We start from the raw sequence: 17,998 nt of genomic DNA, 5'->3' as shown, positions 1-17,998 counted from the left end.
GACGCCGCTCGACACCGCAACGCGGCCGTTGGCCAACTACCCTATGGTTTGGGTGAGTTGGGGGCAGTGAGGGCATCCGTCAGGTCGTCCAGGCAGTGCAGGACCAGACCCGCCCCCCGCCGCACCACACGGTCGGGCACGCCCTCGCCGTCCCAGGCGTCCAAGGCCTGCTCGACCTCGTCCCACCGCGGGACGCGCCGCTCACGCACCGCTTTCGCGCCCTGCTCGGTGGCCGCGCGCAGCGCCTCGGCGAGCTTCGCGGCGGCCGGCACCGGCACCGCGTCCCGGTCCGGGAGATGCGCCTCCATCAACATGGCCGTACGCCCCAACTGGCTGAGCGCATGGGCGGATTCCTCGGCCGCGAGGTGCGAAAGACCCCGGTGGCGCACCGGCTCGTGGGTGGCCTTGTCGAGCGCCTCCTGCCAGGCGATCCGGGCCTCGCGCGTATCGAGCAACGCCTGGCGCAACTCGCCCGTGCCGCGGTCCGGGTCGGCGTAGTGGAGGACGACGGCGGAGGCGTAACGGCCGTTCGCGGCAAGCCAGTCGGCGAGGCGGGTGCGCAGGCGGGGCGTCTCCCAGGCCGGGTAGACGGCGTACGAGACCATCGCGAGCGCGCCGCCGATCAGCGTGAGGAACACGCGGTCCGGCACGGTCTGGGTCCACTGGAGGCCGCCCATGCCGAGCAGGAAGACCACGTACGCCGATACACAGCCGCTCAGCACCGCGTAGCCGGTGCGCATCAACAGGTACGCCAGGAACGCGCAGGTCACCGCGATGGCGGCGGAGAGACTCGTGTCGGGGTGGGTCAGCTGGACGATGCCGGTGGCGAGGGCGACGCCTACGAGGGTGCCGCCGAAGCGGGCGACCGCGCGGGCGTAGGTGAGCGTGAAGTCCGGGCGCATCACCATCACCGCGGCCATCGGGGCCCAGTAGCCGTGGCCGAACGGCAGGACGTAGCCGAGCAGATAGCCCACCGTCGCCACCACGCAGACCCGCACCGCGTGCCGGAACACCGGTGAGCGGCGCCGGCCGAGCTCGGCGCGCATGGTGCGCAGGGCGCCCGGGATCAGACGCGGCAGGGTGGGGCGGAGCAGGGGTTCCGCGCCCTGTCCCGTGCCGCTGCCCTGGGCGGTCTCGACGACGTCGGCGAGCAGGGTGGTCAGCCGGCCCGCGGCGCGGCGGGCGGGTCCGGTGAGGATGGCGCCGGTGTCGGGGGTGGCGAGCGCGGCCTGGGCCGCGGGCGGGATGACGGGCGCCTCACCGTGCCGCACGGCCCGGGCCGCGGCGTCCAGGACGGTACCCGCGGCGGCCAGCAACTCCCTTACCCGGTGGCGTTCCTCGCCCTCCTCGGGCACGCCGAGCGCGGGGTCGGCGAGCGAGGCGAGCACCGGCCTGATCCGCTCGGCGACGCCCCGGGCGCCGTGCAGTTCCGCGGGGCGGCGGCGGGCCTCGCGCGGGGTGACGGCGGCGGCGAGCCGGGCGGTCATGAGCGGCTCGGCGTCGAACGGTGCGACCGGGTCGTGCCGCAGCCTGCGCGCATAGTCGCCGACCGCGGCCAGGGCGTCGGCGAGCGCGTCGCGCTGGGCGCCCCAGCGGCGGATGGGGAACAGGACGATGAGCGCGGCCTGGACGATCCCGCCGACCGCGATCATCCCGGCGTGCCCGGCGGCCTCGGCGACGGTGCTGGGCAGGGTGACGGTGACCAGCATGATCGCCACGTTCGACGAGGCGATCACCCCGACGGTCGGGCCGACCGCCCAGGCGAGGCCCGCCATGAACGTCCACAGGGCGAGCAGCAGCAGGAAGAACGGGGAGTGGGTGCCGACGAGGTAGCCGAGGAAGGTGGAGATCGCCAGGGAGAGGCCGGAGGCGAGGGCGAGCACGGGACGGGGGCGCCAGCTGCGCTGGTACGTGGCGATGGCGCCCTGGAACGCGCCGAACGCCGAGCTGGCGGCGACGGAGGGGCCGAAGAGGGTGAGGCTGATGCCGACGACGATGGCGAGGCCGGCTGCTCCGCGCAGGGCGACGAGGGGTTCGAGCCGGCGCCGCTCGACCTTCAGCCCCGAGCGGGCGGTCTCCTTCAGCGCCCGGACCCAACTCATGATCCCGAGGCTACCGGGTCGCCTGCGGCGTGGCTTCGGAGTAGGGGTGCGGCCGGTCGGGGTGCGCTGGGGCCCCGCCCCAGGGCCCCAGCGGGCTCCGCCCCCAGGCCCCGTCCGGGGGCTTCGCCCCCAAGCCCCGTCCGGGGGCTTCGCCCCCAGGCCCCGTCCGGGGGCTTCGCCCCCAAGCCCCCTCGTTCGGCTGCGGACCGTAGGGGCCGGTCGCGCAGTTCCCCGCGCCCCTGCAGGTGGCCCCGAATGCCTCGGTGCCGGCGGGCATGGGCATCCCCCAGCCCGTCGGCGCAGCCCCTCCGGGGTCTGGGGCGGAGCCCCAGGGGACCCGGCCTAGCGCCCCAGGCCGCGCATGCGGCCCCGGTGGGCGCGGTCCGCCGCCGCCCGGCCGTCCCGCCAGCCCGACTCGTCCGACGCCCCGCGAACCCGCGTCGACACCGTCCGGGGGAACATCGCCTCCGCCCGCCCCGCGACCGCCACCGCCCGCGTCGCGAGCACCGGAAGCAGCTCACCGCCGAACTCCGCCTCCACCCCCCGCGCCGTCTCGGCGAGCAGATCGCCGAGCCTCCCGGCGTACGCCAGCAGGAACGACTGCCGGAACGTCTTCGTGCGCTTGCGCCCACCCGCCCGCTGCGCCGCCTCCGCCCCCGTCATCGCGGCCGTGCCCTGCACGAGGAGCGAGGTGTGGAGCAGCTCCACCGCCTCCAGGTCGCCCTCGAACCCGACGACCGTCGAGAAGCCGAGCTCGGCGTTCCACACCGCCCGGCAGTGGTTGGCGGAGGCGACCGCGTCGAGGAGGATCGCCTTCGCCGTCTCGTACGGGGCGTCCACCCCGATCCGGCAGGCGCCCGGCACCTCCCCGCCCGCTCCGCGCTCCGCGAGCAGCGCGTCGTCCACGCTGTGCCGCGCCATCAGCTCCTGCGCCTTCGCGGTGAGCGCCTCCGCCTCCTCGGGGAACCCGGTCGCCTCCGCCTTGGCGAGCAGCGCCCGGATGCGGGCCAGCGTCTTCGGCTCGCCGTGCACCGGCGGGCCGAGCACCGAGGTCCCGGGCGCGGGCCCGGCCGGTTCGATCGCGGGGAGCGCGAGCAGCACCCGGTACAGCTCAAGGACGGCCGTTGCGTACGAGAAGCGGTCGGACCGCCACGTCTCGCGCGGCAGCTCCTCGACCTGCCCCTGCCAGCGCGCGGGCAGCCGCTCGTAACGGGACAGCTCGTCGCGGATCAGCCCGGCCAGAATGCGTACCTGCGGCTCGTCCAGGTCACGCCGTACGATCCGTACGACATCGGCGGGCTGCCAGCCCCGGTCCCAGGCACGGCGTACGAACTCCCGCCCGCGCAGGGCGAGTTCGGCATCGGCGTCGGGTGCGGCGGCGAGCAGCGACGCGCCGGTGTCCAGGGCCGCGTCGCCCTCGATGTACAGCGCCGCCGCGAAGGCGCGGTCCACGGCCTCCATCACCGCACCGCCCCGCCTGCGCGCGGCCGATTCACCGCGGTGGGCCCCACCGACATGGAAGTCTCTCCTCAACGAATCCTCGCGTCCCGGACCCGACAATCGTCCCAGCTGCCGAACGGAACCGTGAAACGCGGGCCGCCCCACCGGCCCCTCAGGGACCGGCCCGCCCCACCGAAAGGATCGCCGTGTTGCGTCCGCGCACCTCCCCCCTGGCCGCGATCGTCTCCCTCGCCGCCGGCCTGACCCTGACCCTGACCGCCTGCGACGGCAACGGCGGCGGCGGTTCCGACACGGTCGCCACCGACACTCCGAGCAGCACCGCCACCGGCAGCACCGGAACCGGCACCGGCTCCCCCGGCGTGGACGGCGGCCGGACCATGGCACCCTCCGGCGGCAGCACCGGTGGCGGCACCGACGCGGGAACCGGCACCGGTGCGGGCGCCGACGGCACCCGCTGCCGGACCTCCCAGCTCGCCTTCGCCGTCGCCCCCGGAAGTGGGGCCCAGTCGAAGGGCGAGCAGGGCGTTATCACCGTCACGCTCACCAACAGGGGCGCCAAGTCCTGTGTGATGAAGGGCTATCCGGGCGTCGACCTGGTCGGCGGCCCGACCCGGTGGTCACTGCCCCGCCAGACCGCGGAGTCCCCCTCGACGGTCACCGTGCGGCCCGGCGCGACGACCACCTTCACCGTCTTCTACCTGCCGTTCGACAAGGGGGACGGGCAGGAGTTCCGGCCGAAGTCGATCGTGGTCACCCCGCCGAACGAGACCCACCCCCACACGCTGCCCTGGACCTACTCGTCCGTCCTGCTCCAGGACGGCGCGACCCACCCCGGCACGTACGTCGGCCCGGTCGGCTCGAAGTGACCACCCGACCGAACCCCTGATGAGGCATACCCCTTGCCTTGAGCGCGCTCGAAGACGTTGGCTGGGCTTCCATGAAGTACACGCAGCTCGGACGCACGGGTCTCCAGGTGAGCAGGATCGTCCTGGGGACGATGAACTTCGGACCGCAGACCGACGAGGCGGCAAGCCACGCGATCATGGATGCCGCGCAGGGCGCCGGCATCAACTTCTTCGACACGGCCAATGTGTACGGCTGGGGCGAGAACAAGGGCCGCACCGAGGAGATCATCGGCAGCTGGTTCGCCAAGGGCGGCGACCGGCGCGACAAGACCGTCCTCGCCACCAAGCTCAACGGCAACATGGCCGCGGGCGAGCCCTGGCCCAACCACCACAAGCTGTCGGCGGTCAACATCCGCCGTTCCGTCGAGGCCTCCCTCAAGCGCCTCGGCACCGACTACATCGACCTCTACCAGTTCCACCACATCGACCGCCTGACCCCCTTCGAGGAGATCTGGCAGGCGATCGACGTCCTCATCACGCAGGGCAAGATCCTGTACGCCGGTTCGTCCAACTTCCCCGGCTACAAGATCGCCCAGGCCAACGAGATCGCTTCGCGGACCGGCCGGCTCGGCCTGGTCAGCGAGCAGTGCCTCTACAACCTCGCCGAGCGCCGCGCCGAGATGGAGATCGTCCCGGCGGCACACGAGTACGGACTCGGCGTGATCCCCTGGTCGCCGCTGCACGGCGGGATGCTCGGCGGCATCCTGCGCAAGGAGCGCGAGGGCGCGGGTGCGCGTTCCAAGGGCGGGCTGGCGGCCCAGGCCCTCACGGACCCGGCGGTACGGCAGCGGGTCCAGGCGTACGAGGAGCTGGTCGCCAAGCACGACCTCGACCCGGCGGAGGTGGCGCTCGCCTGGCTGCTGACCCGGCCGGGGGTGGCGGGCCCCATCGTCGGGCCGCGCACGGCCGATCAGCTGGAGTCGGCGCTGCGGGCCGTCGAACTCGACCTGTCCGAGGAGTTCCTGGCCGCGCTCGACGACGTGTTCCCCGGCCCCGGGCCGTCGCCGGAGGCCTTCGCCTGGTAGCTCGACGGGGTCGTACGCGAGGGCGCCGGGACGGCCCGGCATGCGGCCGGCTCGGGTCGTACGGCGGGCCGTACGGCGTGCGGGGCACTCGGGTCGTACGACGTACGACCACTTCGGGTCAGACGCCGTGCGGGGTACACGGGCCGTGCGACGAGCGGTGGCGGGCGCGGTCAGCCGACGGCGGCCGCCACCGCCACGACGACGAACATCAACACGAGCACACCGGCCATGATCCGGTTCCTGGTCTTCGGGTCCACCCCTTGAGCCTAACCGTCCCGGCCGAGCGGCCAGCGGGCGACCGCCTCGTAACGGGGCCGCTCCCCGGGCACTCCGGCGCGCGGCAGGCTGCTGCGGACCAGCGTCAACTCGGTGACCTGCCAGGGGCTTCCCTCGAACGCGGCCAGGGCGCCGACACAGGGCTTCAGGTCCACCGGCGTACGCGAGCGGGCCAGGGTGAGGTGCGGCACATAGCGGCGGTGCTGGTCCATCGGGACGCCGGAGCGGCGGGCGGCGGCGTCGGCGCGTTCGGCGAGCAGCCGCAGTTCGTCGAGGCCGCCCGCGACGCCGGCCCACAGGGCGCGCCCGTCGAAGCGGCCGCCGCCGTGCAGGCGCAGCGCGAACGGGTCGGTGCGACGGGCGGCCCTGCGCAGCCGCTCGTGCAGCTCGTCCAGGACCCGCTCGTCGACCTCTCCCAGAAACGCGAGGGTGAGGTGCCAGCCCTCGCGCCCGGTCCAGCGCAGCTCGCCCGCACCGGGCAGAGTAGTCAACTCCCTTACGGCGAGCCTTAGTTCGTCGACAGCCCGGGCAGGGGGCAGTACGGCGGCGAAGAGGCGCATGGGGACAGTCAACCAAGATCGGCCCCGGTCTGTCGCGACGCACGACGGGTCCGGCCGCCGGCCCGGGTACGCACGGGGGCCCTTACGGAAACGGCCCGTACGGAAGCGGCCCGGCCCCCGCACTGCGGGGGCCGGGCCGAGCCGTGGGACGTCCGGTGCTTCTGCGCGCGGGTCCGGTCGTCAGGCGGCGGCCACGAGTGCCCGGTTCCTCGGTACGAATTCGAGGTGGCGGTGGCCGGGGCGTACGTCGACCTTCAGGCGCAGGTTGGCCGCGCGGGCCAGCATCAGGCCGACCCCGATCGCCGCCGCGCCGCAGATGAGGCCGCCGAGCGCGAGGCTGACGCGCACGCCGTAGACATCGGTCAGCCAGCCGAAGAGCGGGCCGCCCAGCGGGGTGCCGCCGGTGAAGACCATCATGAACAGGCTCATCACCCGGCCCCGCATCTCGGGGTCCGTGGCCATCTGCACCGAGGCGTTGGCGGTCACGTTCACCGTGAGGCCCAGGATGCCGACGGGGATGAGCAGCGCCATGAAGAGGCCGAGGTCAGGGGCCCCGGAGGCCGCGATTTCGAGCACCGCGAACAGCACCGCCGCGAGCACCAGCATCCGCAGTCGCGTGCTGGAGCGACGGGCCGCGAGCAGCGCGCCGACCAGGGAGCCGATCGCCATCAGGCTGTTGAACAAGCCGTACATGCCGGAGTCGCCGTGGAAGACGTCGGAGGCGAACGCGCTCAGCCAGATCGGGAAGTTGAACCCGAAGGTGCCGACGAAGCCGACGAGCACGATGGGCCAGATCAGCTCGGGCCGCTCGGAGACGTACGCGAGCCCCTCCTTCAGCTGGCCCTTGCCGCGCGGGGCGAGGCGGGTCGGCTGGAGCTCCTTGGTCCGCATCAGCGACAGCATGATCAGCGGGGCGGTGAAGGACAGGCCGTTGGCGAGGAACGCCCAGCCGGGTCCGACGGCGGCCATCACGACACCGGCGACGGCGGGACCGACGAGCCGGGCGGACTGGAAGTTCGCCGAGTTGAGGCTGACGGCGTTGCGCACCCGGTCGGGTCCGACCATCTCGGAGACGAAGGACTGCCGGGTCGGGTTGTCGACGACGGTGACCAGACCGGTGAAGAAGGCCGTGAGATAGACGTGCCACACCTGGACGTGCCCGGACAGGGTCATCACGGCGAGGAAGAGGCCGCCGAGGCCCATCGCCGCCTGCGTCACGAACAGGATGTTCCGCTTGGCGAACCGGTCGGCTATGACGCCGCCGTACAGGCCGAACAGGAGCATCGGCAGGAACTGCATGGCGGTGGTGATGCCCACCGCCACCGAGGAGCCGGTGATCGTCAGGACCAGCCAGTCCTGGGTGATCCGGGCCATCCAGGTGCCGATGTTGGACACGATGGCGCCGGAGAAGAACAGTCGGTAATTGCGTACCGCAAGCGAGGAGAACGTCCCCCCGCCACGCTTGTTGTAGGTGGGGGTAGGTGCGGGGGCGGAGTCTGCTCCGGATCCCGTACTCAAAAGGGCTCGCCTCCTAGTGATGCGCGTTTACAGATGTGCGAGCTTTTCCAGGACCGGGGCGGCCGCGCGCAGCTTCGCCCATTCGTCCTCGTCCAGACCTTCCACGAGGGAAGCCAGCCAGACGTTGCGCTTGCGGCGGCTCTCTTCGAGCATCGCCTCGGCCTCTTCGGTCTGGCTGACCACCTTCTGGCGGCGGTCGTCGGGGTGCGGCTCCAGCCTGACCAGGCCCTTCGCCTCCAGCAGTGCGACGATCCGGGTCATCGACGGCGGCTGTACGTGCTCCTTGCGAGCCAGCTCACCGGGGGTGGCCGAACCGCAACGGGCAAGGGTGCCGAGCACCGACATCTCGGTCGGGCTGAGCGATTCGTCAACACGCTGGTGCTTGAGGCGTCGGCCAAGACGCATGACGGCCGAGCGCAGGGAGTTCACGGCGGCGGCGTCCTCGCCACTGCCGTGGGACAGGTCAGACATGTTCGTTAGCATAACTCATTACTCTGGCTAAATACCACCGGATTAAGCCCAGGTGTCGAGCGCCACACGGGCCCCATCCCGCCACACCTCGCCGAACATCACCCGAATGAGTGAGTTGGCTGGGAAAAGTGACGCGCGATGCCCTGGCGGGCGGCGACCCTCGCTCCATGGGGACCAGCGTGCTCAGCCTGCGGATAGACGGTGAGCTGCTCGACCGGCTCAAGCACCATGCCGCGAAACGCGGCATGAGCGTCCAGGACTATGTGGTCCGGACGCTCGTTCGTGACGACTTCGACGAGCGCTTCAAGGCGGCGGTCGATGAGACGGAGCGCTTCTACGGGGCGGCGTAGCCGCGCCGCGGGCCGCGCCCGGGGGTGCCGACTCGCGAGGTGCCCCGCGCCGCCGGGGGGCTTTGCTGGGTGCCCGGCGCCGCCCGGGGGGGGCGGCTTTGCTAGGTGCCCCCGCTCCACCGGGGGGGGGCTGGCTTTGGCTAGGCACCCCGCACCACGGGGGGGGCTGGCTTTGGCTAGGCACCCCGCGCCATGGGGGCGATTCGCGCAGTTCCCCGCGCCCCCGACCCCGTTTTCGTCCTCGCACCGTGGGTGACTGGTCGCGCAGTTCCCCGCGCCCCTCAACTCGCCCTCGGCTGCGGACCGTGGGTGGCTGTCGCGCAGTTCCTCGCGCCCCCGACCCCGTTTCGGCTGCGGACCGTGCCCGCTTCTCGCGCAGTTCCCCGCGCCCCTCAACCCGCTCTCAGCTGCGGACCGTGCGGGGCTGGTCGCGCCGTTCCCCGCGCCCCCAAAACCCGTGGTCGGCCTCGCACCGTGCCCGCTTCTCGCGCAGTTCCCCGCGCCCCTGGCCATACCCGTACTGGGGCACCTACAGCCCGTCCGGCGATTGAGGACGAGCGCCGTTCAGGCGCGAACGGGGGTGCAGGGGGCGGAGCCCCTTGCGGGGGTTCGAGGGGCGCAGCCCCTCAGCGGGTCTGGGGCGCAGCCCCAGGGCTCAGCCGATACAACCCGCCGCACGGGCGGGAGGGCGGGCAAACCCCCCGGGGTCTGGGGCGCAGCCCCAGGGAGCCGGAACCAACCAACCCCGGGCCACGGGCGGGCGGGAGGGCAAACCCCCCGGGGCACCCGGGACGCGGCGGGCCAGGGTCAGGTCAGGCCCAGCGCCGGCATCAGGTAGTAGAAGGCGAACACCGCCGAGACGATGTACATCGCGACCGGGATCTCGCGGGCCCGCCCGGCCACCAGCCGCAGGACCGTGAAGGTGATGAAGCCCATCCCGATGCCGTTGGTGATCGAGTACGTGAACGGCATCATCAGCATCGTCACGAAGGCCGGGATGGCGATCGTCCAGTCCGCCCAGTCGATCTCGCGGATCGAGCCGGACAGGATCAGGAAGCCGACCGCGAGCAGCGCGGGGGTGGCCGCCTGCGAGGGCACCATCGTGGCGAGCGGGGTCAGGAAGAGGGCCACGGTGAAGAGCCCGCCGGTGACCACGTTCGCGAGGCCCGTACGGGCCCCCTCGCCGACGCCCGCCGTGGACTCCACGAAGCAGGTGGTGGCCGACGAGGACGACGCGCCGCCCACCGCGACCGCGATGCCGTCGACGAACAGGACCTTGTTCATGCCGGGCATGTTGCCCTGGGCGTCGGTCAGGCCCGCCTCGTCGCTGATGCCCATGATCGTGCCCATCGCGTCGAAGAAGCACGAGAGCAGCACGGTGAAGACGAAGAGGATGCCGGTCAGGACGCCGACCCTGGAGAAGCCGCCGAACAGGCTGACCTGGCCGACAAGACCGAAGTCCGGGGTGTCGACGGGGTTGCCCGGCCACTTCGGGGTGGTCAGACCCCAGGACGGCACGGTCGCCACCGCGTTGATGATCATCGCGAGGACGGTCATCGCCACGATGGAGATCAGGATCGCGCCCGGCACCTTGCGGACCATCAGCGCGAGCGTGAGCAGCACGCCGAGGACGAAGACCAGGACGGGCCAGCCGAGCAGGTGCCCGTTGCCGCCGAGTTCCAGCGGCACGGTGGTGTGCGCGGCGTCCGGCATGCGCGAGACGAAGCCCGAGTCGACGAGGCCGATCAGCATGATGAACAGGCCGATGCCGATGGCGATGCCCTTGCGCAGGCCCAGCGGCACCGCGTTCATGACGCGCTCGCGCAGGCCGGTGGCGACCAGGAGCATCACGACGATGCCGGCCAGGACGACCATGCCCATGGCGTCGGGCCAGCTCATCCGGGGCGCCAGCTGGAGGGCGACCACGGTGTTCACGCCGAGCCCCGCCGCGAGCGCGATCGGCACGTTGCCGATGACGCCCATGAGCAGCGTGGTGAAGGCCGCGGTGAGCACGGTGGCGGTGACCAACTGGCCGCTGTTGAGCTGGTGCCCGTACATGTCCTTGGCGCTGCCGAGGATGATCGGGTTCAGCACGATGATGTAGGCCATCGCGAAGAAGGTCGCGAATCCGCCACGGACCTCACGGGCCAGGGTGGAACCCCGCTCGGAGATCTTGAAGTAGCGGTCGAGGCCGTTGGTCGGCCTGCTGGGCACCGGCGGCTGAGCTGCGGCGTCGACCGTGTCGGGGGCCGAGGAGGGCATGCGAAACCTCAGTCGTGAAGGGGCGGGGAAACGGCACGTACCCGAGCTTCTTTGGACGTTTTAACGAACAGAATGAGTCAGCCGTAAGCCGTTTCAGTATGAATACATAAGTCGAAGATCACCATCTCCGCGCGTAGACCCCTGCAACGCCAAGGGCCGACCGCCCCCGACCAGGTGCGTTTCCGGCCTCCGGCCGTGCGTCCGTCGGTGTCCGGATTCCCGCGAAAGGACGCGAAAGAGCGCGCCCTACACTGATCGCATGGCGAAGTGGACACCCCAGCACGAGGCGCCGGAGCCCCTTGAGGGCCCCGTGGTCGCCACCATCACCGGCGGCACGATCCTCTGGTTCGTCCTCTTCCTCGTCCAGCTCCCCTTCTACGGCTGGTTCGACGACCACGGCCACCTGTGGTGGGTGTGGACCTGCCTGGCCGGCGGCGGCCTCGGCCTCATCGGCATCTGGTACGTCCGCGGCCGCGACGCCGCCCTCAAGCGGCACGCCGCACAGCAGGCGGACAGCGGCACGACGGGCACAAGGGCCGAAAGTCTCTGACCCGCGGGACCTGCGTACGGCCGGAGGACCATTCGTCTCCTCCCAGGGTCGGATGTTCGGCCTCCCCGGCAGGTGAAGCGCCCGAACCCCCCGTACCGTCGAAATCATGACGCAGCCCGCCAACATCGACGCCGGGGCGGAACTCGACCCCGTCCACCCCATGAAGTGCCCCGCGACGGCGCGGCGGGCCGGCGGTCTGACGACGGCCGAGGTCGCCGAGCGGGTGGCGCGCGGCGAGGTCAACGACGTTCCCGTACGCAGCAGTCGCTCCACCGCGGAGATCGTCCGCGGCAACGTCTTCACCCGGTTCAACGCGATCATCGGTGTGCTCTGGGCGATCATGCTGGTCGTCGCGCCGATCCAGGACAGCCTCTTCGGCTTCGTCATCATCGCCAACACCGGCATCGGCATCATCCAGGAGATGCGGGCCAAGAAGACCCTGGACGGGCTCGCGGTCATCGGCGAGGCCAAGCCGACCGTGCGGCGCGACGGGCAGGCCGTGGAGGTATCCACCTCCGAGATCGTGCTCGGCGACGTCATCGAGCTCGGCCCCGGCGACAAGATCGTGGTGGACGGCGAGGCGGTCGAGGCGGAGGGCCTGGAGGTCGACGAGTCCCTGCTGACCGGTGAGGCCGACCCCGTCCTGAAGAAGCCCGGCGACAAGATGATGTCGGGCGCCTTCGTGGTCGCGGGCGGCGGCGCGTTCACCGCCACCAAGGTCGGCCGAGAGGCGTACGCGGCTCAACTGGCCGAGGAGGCCAGCCGGTTCACGCTCGTCCACTCCGAGCTGCGCAGTGGCATCTCCACCATCCTCAAGTACGTCACGTGGATGATGATCCCCACCGCACTCGGCCTGGTCATCAGCCAACTGGTCGTCAAGGACAACAACTTCAAGGACTCCATCGCCCGTACCGTGGGCGGCATCGTCCCGATGATCCCCGAAGGGCTCGTCCTCCTGACCTCGGTGGCCTTCGCGATCGGCGTCATCCGGCTCGGCCGCAAGCAGTGCCTGGTGCAGGAACTGCCCGCGATCGAGGGCCTGGCCCGCGTCGACGTGGTGTGCCTCGACAAGACGGGCACGCTCACCGAGGGCGGCATGGACGTCACCGAGCTGCGCCCGCTGAACGGCTCGGACGAGGCGTACGTACGCAAGGTGCTCGGCGCCCTGGGCGAGTCCGACCCGCGGCCCAACGCCTCCCTCCAGGCGATCATCGACGCCTACCCGGACAGCGAGGTGTGGCGCTGCACCGAGTCGCTCCCGTTCTCCTCGGCCCGCAAGTACAGCGGCGCCGCGTTCAGCGAGGGCGACGGCGAGAACAGCACCTGGCTCCTCGGCGCGCCCGACGTCCTGCTGGAGACCGGCGACCCGGCGCTCGCGGAGATCGACGCGCTCAACGAACAGGGCCTGCGCGTCCTGCTGCTCGCCCGCGCATCGCGCGACCTCGACGACCCTGCCGTCGCCTCCGACGCCGAGGCCACCGCACTCGTCGTCCTCGAACAGCGCCTGCGGCCGGACGCGGCCGACACCCTGCGCTACTTCGACGAGCAGAACGTCAAGGCCAAGGTCATCTCCGGCGACAACGCGGTCTCCGTCGGCGCGGTCGCCGGGAAGCTCGGCCTGCACGGCGCGGCCGATACGGTCGACGCCCGCCAACTCCCCACCGACCAGGGCGAGATGGCCGACGTCCTCGACTCCAACTCGGTCTTCGGCCGGGTCACCCCGCAGCAGAAGCGCGACATGGTGGCGGCCCTCCAGTCACGCGGGCACACCGTCGCGATGACCGGCGACGGCGTGAACGACGTGCTGGCGCTGAAGGACGCCGACATCGGCGTGAGCATGGGCTCGGGCTCGGAGGCGACCCGGGCCGTCGCCCAGATCGTCCTGCTCAACAACAGCTTCGCGACGCTGCCCTCGGTGGTGGCGGAGGGGCGGCGCGTGATCGGCAACATCACGCGGGTGGCCACGCTGTTCCTCACCAAGACGGTGTACTCGGTCCTGCTCGCGGTCCTCGTGGTCTGCTTCCAGGTCGAATACCCCTTCCTGCCGAGGCACTTGACGCTCCTGTCCACCTTCACCATCGGCATCCCGGCGTTCTTCCTCGCCCTCGCGCCCAACAAGGAGCGCGCCAAACCGCACTTCGTGCGGCGGGTGATGCGGTACGCGATTCCCAGCGGGGTCATCGCGGCGGTGGCCACGTTCGTGATGTACATGATCGCCCGGGCGTACTACACCGGTCCCGGCGACCTGGACGCGGAGACCAGCGTCACGACGCTGACCCTCTTCCTGGTCTCCATGTGGGTCCTGGCGATCATCGCCCGCCCCTACACGTGGTGGCGGATCGCCCTGGTCGTCGCCATGGGGGTGGCGTTCCTGCTGGTCCTCGCCGTGCCGTGGCTGCAGAACTTCTTCGCCCTGAAGCTGGTCGGCGCGGTCATGCCGTGGACCGCCGTCGGCATTGCGGTGCTGGCGTCGGCCCTGCTGGAACTGGTGTGGCGCCGCGTAACGCTCCGCTACCCGGACTAGGCCCCTCGGCGGCCCCGGCCCCCTGGGGCTCCGCCCCAGACCCCGGTTTGGCCCCCGCCCCGCCCCTTCCCGAGACCCTCCGGGGGTTAAAGGACCCTGGGGGCTCCGCCCCCAGACCCCCGTACGCGCCTGAACGGCGCTCGTCCTCAAACGCCGGACGGGCTGTAGGTGTCCCAGCACCCGGCGCTGCTAGGGGCGCGGGGAACTGCGCGAACGGCCCCTACGGTTCGCAGCCGAACCAGGGGGCCCGGGGGCGCAGCCCCCGGAAGCCCTTACCATCCCCACCCACCCCCGGAGGGTTGAGGGAAGGGGCGGGGAGGGGCCAAAACCCGGGGCCCGGGGCGGAGCCCCGGCGTACGCCCCGCTAGTCGAACCAGCGGGCCGTCGCGAGTTCGGCCGTGCGCGACGGGTCCTCCAGGAGGGCCGCCACCTCGAAGCGGCGGGGCCACTGGGCGGCCGCCCAGGCGAGGCCCGCCGCCACCCCCTCCAGGGTGGACGCGTGGACCGTACCGTCGGGCGAGCGACGCCAGTCCAGCTCCACTCCACCCGCCCGGAGTTCCTCGTGCTCGACGTACGTCGACGGCGCACCGGGGCCCAGCAGAGCCCGCACCGCCTCCGGCACCGCGTGCTCGACGCCCTCGGACGTCACCTCCGCTGCCGCCGCCTCGCCGAGCCGTCCCACCTGGAGCAGCTCCGCGAGCTCGGCCGCCCGCGCGGGGGCGACCGGGAGCAGGGGCAGGCCGGCGGCGAGGGGCAGCAGGTCCGGGGCGTCCGCCACGACCGCGTCCGCCGCGTCGACCACCCGCACCTCCCCGTCCACCACCGCGCGCAACTCGTCCGGCAGCGTGACCTGCTCGGGGTCGAGGTCCGCCAACGCCGTGTAGAGGGGGTGGAGTTGAGGGGCCGACACCGGGCGGTCCGCGTCGGCCAGGCGGCCGAGGAGTTCCGCCGCACCGCCCGGCTCGTCGAGCAGCGCGGCCACCGAGGTGCGTACGCCGAGCGCCCGCAGGACCTGCGCGTCGTCGAAGCCCGTCGCGTCCACGGACTCGTACAGACCGGAGAGCAACGGGTCGGAGCCGGCCGCACGCAGGCCCGCGGGGCGACGCCCGGCCAGCACCGGATGGTCCCGCAGCCACCACGCGGTGTAGGGGCGTACGGACTCCGTCGTGCCGTCGGGCAGCAGGACGCGCACGGGCTGGACCAAGGCGTCCCGCAGCGGCGGCTGCGCGAGCAGGGCCAGCGCCTGCGGCCAGGCCTCGTCGTCGACCAGGTCGAGGTCGCGGATCGCGACGATCTCCGTGGCGACCGGCGGAACCGGCGATTCGGGCAGCCGGTCCAGGACGTCCTCGCACCACACGTCGACCGCGTCGAGCAGTCCCGCGTCGTCCGGCTCGGCGAAGTCCCCTTCGCGGGGCTCCAGTTCGTCCGGGTCCAGGACGACGTCCGTCGCCCGCACGAGGGCGAACGTGGCGAGCACTCCGCAGGCGGTCAGCGGCTGCTCGCCCCATCGGTCCGCCAACTCCCGTTCCACGTGGGCAAGTTCACCCTCGCGGATGACGGCGGCGAAGGGCGACCCGGGGAGTACGAGCTCACCGGCCGGGGCCAGTTCTCCGTCCTCGTCGGGCAGGGCGAGCGCACCGAGCCAGGGCTCGTCGCCGGGTTCGAGGTTCGCCTCGCGCACCAACGTCAGTACGGTGTCGGCGAGTTCGTCCGCATCGAGCCCGCCGTCCTCGTCCCAGACCTCCCCACTGTCGAGCGAGGCCGCCACGGCCGCCCGCACCTGAGGGGTCGTCAGTACGGCGCGTGGGGTCGCGGGCAGCGCGCCGAGCTTTTCGAGCAGCGGGTGGGCCGCGTCCGGGTGGGCCACCTTCAGGCCGAGACGCCCCAGGTCCAAGGGGGTGTCGGCGAGCGGAAGCAGGATCTGCCGGGGGCCGATCGCGGTACGGCCGCCCACGAGCGGCACCGGAAGCCCGGACAGCCGGTCGGGGTCGACCCCGGCGAGCGTGTCGTACAGCCGGTGCCACCACTCGGGGTCACGTTCGGCCCCCGCGATCCGCTCGATGGCGTCGCCGAGCGAGAGCCGCCCGACTTCCAACGCCCTCAGTTCCGGGCGTCGTTCGAGTCCGGCGGGCAGCAGCGTGGGCAGCACTTCGGCGAGCACGCGCACCGTGTCCACGCCCGCGCCCTCGACGACCTCCGCCTCGAAGGGGCGCAGTGCGACGAGTTCCTCGGTGGGCGCGGCGGGCGCCAGGAACGCGACCCGGGGCAGCCGCTTCAGCACGGCCGCGCGCAGCGCACCGTCCAGTTCGCCCCGTCCGAGCGGCCCCGGCACCAGGTCGACGACGCCGGTCGACACCGGACGCCAGGCGCCCAGGAGTTCGGCGTACGCGTCGGCCGCGCGCTGCACCAGGAAGTCGGTGAGCAGGCCGGGCGCGGGGTGGCGCCGCGCGGTGTCGAGCGGGAACGAGGCGATGAGCAGCGCGGGCACGCCGAGCGGCTCATCGGTCGGGGTCGGCGCGTGCACCACCGCGGCGGTGCGGGGCCGTTCGGGCGCGCCGTCCTCGTCGACCGGGACCGCCCAGGTCACCGTCCAGTGCGGGCGCAGCCGCTCCTCGACGGGCCGGTCGGCGAGCAACTCCTTGCCAATGGGGCCGTGGTGACTGACCGTCCGCCAGCGGTGAATGGATTCGTCCCGGCTGTCGTCGATGTGCACATGCGCGTCGTGCACCGACCGCCTCAACACCCGTGTGGCGTCCGGGGTTTCGACGACGATTTCGGTCAGGCCGGGAAGGGTGAGCAGCAGGGCGTCGTCGATGCCGTCGAGCAGGCGGCGCACGAGGTCCTCGGCGGTGCCGTCGCGCAGGGGCAGCACCACGACGGTGTCGTAGCCCTCGGGGGCGGCGCCCTCGGCGGGCATCGGCAGCCTCAGCAGCGGTACGTGTCCGTCGCGGCGGCGCAGTTCGTCGCCGAGGCCGGGGCTGGCGAGGGCGGCGTCGGCGGCCAGTTCGCGGGCCTCGGCGAGCGACCAGCGCACGCCGCCGGTGCGCCCCACCACGGCGGGCTCGTCGCTGACGGCGAGCACCGCGGCGAACCCGACGCCGAAGCGCCCCACGGCGACCTCGGTGTCGGCGCGCTTGGCGCTGGCGCGCAGCGTGGACAGGGACTCGACGCCGACGGCGTCCAGCGGGGTGCCGGTGTTGGCCGCGGCCAGCACGGCCGGGGTGTCCTGGGCCGCCGGGTGGAGGGTCAGCCGGAGGCGGCCCGTGGTGTTCGCCCTGGCCGCCGCGTCGGCGGCGTTCTGGGCGAGCTCCACGATCAGGCGGTCGCGGTAGCCGCCCAGTGCGAGGTCCTCCTCGGCGTTGGCGTCCTCGCGGAACCTGGCCGGGGCCGCGCCCCAGGCGTTCAGGACCCCGCGCCGCAGCCGCGCCGTCCCGAAGGGGTCGGCCCCTTCGGCCGCCATCGCCTTGACGATCACGCCGTACTCCGCTCTGTCCTGCCCCGCGTGCCGGGACCGCGGCCCGAAGGTACCGCGCGCCGGGCCGAGCCCTTCAATTTCCCCCCACCGGGGCTCCGCCCCGGGCCCCGGGGTCTTGCCCCGCCCCGCCCCTTCCCGCAACCCTCCGGGGGTGGAATGGGGGGCTTCCAGGGGCTGCGCCCCGGGTCCCGTTTGTTCGGGTGCGGACCGTGCGTGGCTGATCGCGCAGTTCCCCGCGCCCCCAACCCCCTGTCGACCTCGCACCGTGGTCGCTTCTCGCGCAGTTCCGTGCGCCCCCAAAAACCCTCGTCGGCTGCGGGCCATGGTCGCTTCTCGCGCAGTTCCCCGCGCCCCTCAACCCGCTCTCGGCTGCGGACCGTGGGCGGTTCGTCGCGCAGTTCCCCGCGCCCCCAAAAACCCGCCGTCGACCTCGCACCGTGCGTGGCTGGTCGCGCAGTTCCCCGCGCCCCTGGCCATACCGGTGCTGGCCGGCATCGGGCATTTCAGCCTGTCCGGCGA

The 17,998-nt window shown here is 72.5% G+C and carries 12 protein-coding genes; 5 read left to right on the top strand and 7 right to left on the bottom strand.

Features of this window, described 5'->3' with window-relative positions:
* Positions 1-41 precede the first annotated feature (41 nt).
* Positions 42-2,102 carry an FUSC family protein gene (locus IE267_RS32165; RefSeq protein WP_189765588.1) on the bottom strand — a complete coding sequence of 687 codons (2,061 nt, stop codon included), beginning with the start codon at positions 2,100-2,102 and terminating at the stop codon, positions 42-44.
* 342 nt (positions 2,103-2,444) lie between these two features.
* The gene (locus tag IE267_RS32160) at positions 2,445-3,563 is read right to left on the bottom strand and encodes a DUF2786 domain-containing protein (protein ID WP_189765587.1); all 1,119 of its coding nucleotides are present in this window, start codon (positions 3,561-3,563) and stop codon (positions 2,445-2,447) included.
* A gap of 185 nt (positions 3,564-3,748) precedes the next feature.
* On the opposite strand from IE267_RS32160, the gene IE267_RS32155 reads away from it, so the two are divergent.
* Both IE267_RS32155 and IE267_RS32150 read left to right on the top strand, forming a co-directional pair.
* Positions 3,749-4,429, top strand: a complete 681-nt coding sequence (locus IE267_RS32155) for a DUF4232 domain-containing protein (protein WP_189765586.1) — start codon at positions 3,749-3,751, stop codon at positions 4,427-4,429.
* A 71-nt stretch (positions 4,430-4,500) separates the two neighbouring features.
* Positions 4,501-5,493, top strand: coding sequence for an aldo/keto reductase (locus IE267_RS32150; protein ID WP_167157977.1), 993 nt, complete (start codon positions 4,501-4,503; stop codon positions 5,491-5,493).
* A 266-nt stretch (positions 5,494-5,759) separates the two neighbouring features.
* Here the strand turns inward: IE267_RS32150 and thpR are convergent, their stop codons facing one another.
* The 3 genes from thpR to IE267_RS32135 form a co-directional block, all read right to left on the bottom strand.
* The gene (gene thpR / locus IE267_RS32145; protein WP_189765585.1) at positions 5,760-6,329 is read right to left on the bottom strand and encodes an RNA 2',3'-cyclic phosphodiesterase; all 570 of its coding nucleotides are present in this window, start codon (positions 6,327-6,329) and stop codon (positions 5,760-5,762) included.
* Between the two features lie 180 nt (positions 6,330-6,509).
* A complete protein-coding gene (locus IE267_RS32140; RefSeq protein ID WP_167157981.1) occupies positions 6,510-7,847 on the bottom strand; it encodes an MFS transporter in 1,338 nt (445 codons plus the stop codon).
* A gap of 27 nt (positions 7,848-7,874) precedes the next feature.
* Positions 7,875-8,318, bottom strand: a complete 444-nt coding sequence (locus IE267_RS32135) for a MarR family winged helix-turn-helix transcriptional regulator (protein ID WP_114039122.1) — start codon at positions 8,316-8,318, stop codon at positions 7,875-7,877.
* 167 nt (positions 8,319-8,485) lie between these two features.
* Between IE267_RS32135 and IE267_RS32130 the strand changes: the two genes are divergently transcribed.
* Complete coding sequence (locus tag IE267_RS32130; protein WP_100577851.1) at positions 8,486-8,668, top strand: ribbon-helix-helix protein, CopG family; 183 nt, start codon at positions 8,486-8,488, stop codon at positions 8,666-8,668.
* A gap of 807 nt (positions 8,669-9,475) precedes the next feature.
* Here IE267_RS32130 and IE267_RS32125 read toward each other — a convergent pair.
* On the bottom strand, positions 9,476-10,930 hold the full coding sequence (locus tag IE267_RS32125; protein ID WP_189765584.1) for an NCS2 family permease: 1,455 nt from the start codon (positions 10,928-10,930) through the stop codon (positions 9,476-9,478).
* A gap of 259 nt (positions 10,931-11,189) precedes the next feature.
* Here IE267_RS32125 and IE267_RS32120 point away from each other — a divergent pair, with 259 nt between their 5' ends.
* Positions 11,190-11,480, top strand: coding sequence for a DUF2530 domain-containing protein (locus IE267_RS32120; protein ID WP_189765583.1), 291 nt, complete (start codon positions 11,190-11,192; stop codon positions 11,478-11,480).
* Positions 11,481-11,586: 106 nt separating this feature from the next.
* Positions 11,587-14,004, top strand: coding sequence for a cation-translocating P-type ATPase (locus tag IE267_RS32115; RefSeq protein ID WP_189765582.1), 2,418 nt, complete (start codon positions 11,587-11,589; stop codon positions 14,002-14,004).
* Positions 14,005-14,368: 364 nt separating this feature from the next.
* Here the strand turns inward: IE267_RS32115 and IE267_RS32110 are convergent, their stop codons facing one another.
* The gene (locus tag IE267_RS32110) at positions 14,369-17,464 is read right to left on the bottom strand and encodes a sacsin N-terminal ATP-binding-like domain-containing protein (RefSeq protein ID WP_189765633.1); all 3,096 of its coding nucleotides are present in this window, start codon (positions 17,462-17,464) and stop codon (positions 14,369-14,371) included.
* Positions 17,465-17,998: the final 534 nt, after the last annotated feature.

This window comes from Streptomyces xanthochromogenes (assembly GCF_014650455.1).
Classification (GTDB): domain Bacteria; phylum Actinomycetota; class Actinomycetes; order Streptomycetales; family Streptomycetaceae; genus Streptomyces; species Streptomyces xanthochromogenes.
The sequence above is the reverse complement of the archived record's forward strand: the minus strand, read 5'-3'. Positions and strand labels throughout refer to the sequence as shown.

Bases quoted from the DNA above. Each gene is read 5' to 3' on its own strand.
- thpR (WP_189765585.1), bottom strand. From the start codon at position 6,329: ATGCGCCTCTTCGCCGCCGTACTGCCCCCTGCCCGGGCTGTCGACGAA.
- IE267_RS32165 (WP_189765588.1), bottom strand. From the start codon at position 2,102: ATGAGTTGGGTCCGGGCGCTGAAGGAGACCGCCCGCTCGGGGCTGAAG.
- IE267_RS32125 (WP_189765584.1), bottom strand. From the start codon at position 10,930: ATGCCCTCCTCGGCCCCCGACACGGTCGACGCCGCAGCTCAGCCGCCG.
- IE267_RS32130 (WP_100577851.1), top strand. From the start codon at position 8,486: ATGGGGACCAGCGTGCTCAGCCTGCGGATAGACGGTGAGCTGCTCGAC.
- IE267_RS32160 (WP_189765587.1), bottom strand. From the start codon at position 3,563: ATGGAGGCCGTGGACCGCGCCTTCGCGGCGGCGCTGTACATCGAGGGC.
- IE267_RS32110 (WP_189765633.1), bottom strand. From the start codon at position 17,464: ATGGCGGCCGAAGGGGCCGACCCCTTCGGGACGGCGCGGCTGCGGCGC.
- IE267_RS32135 (WP_114039122.1), bottom strand. From the start codon at position 8,318: ATGTCTGACCTGTCCCACGGCAGTGGCGAGGACGCCGCCGCCGTGAAC.
- IE267_RS32115 (WP_189765582.1), top strand. From the start codon at position 11,587: ATGACGCAGCCCGCCAACATCGACGCCGGGGCGGAACTCGACCCCGTC.
- IE267_RS32120 (WP_189765583.1), top strand. From the start codon at position 11,190: ATGGCGAAGTGGACACCCCAGCACGAGGCGCCGGAGCCCCTTGAGGGC.
- IE267_RS32150 (WP_167157977.1), top strand. From the start codon at position 4,501: ATGAAGTACACGCAGCTCGGACGCACGGGTCTCCAGGTGAGCAGGATC.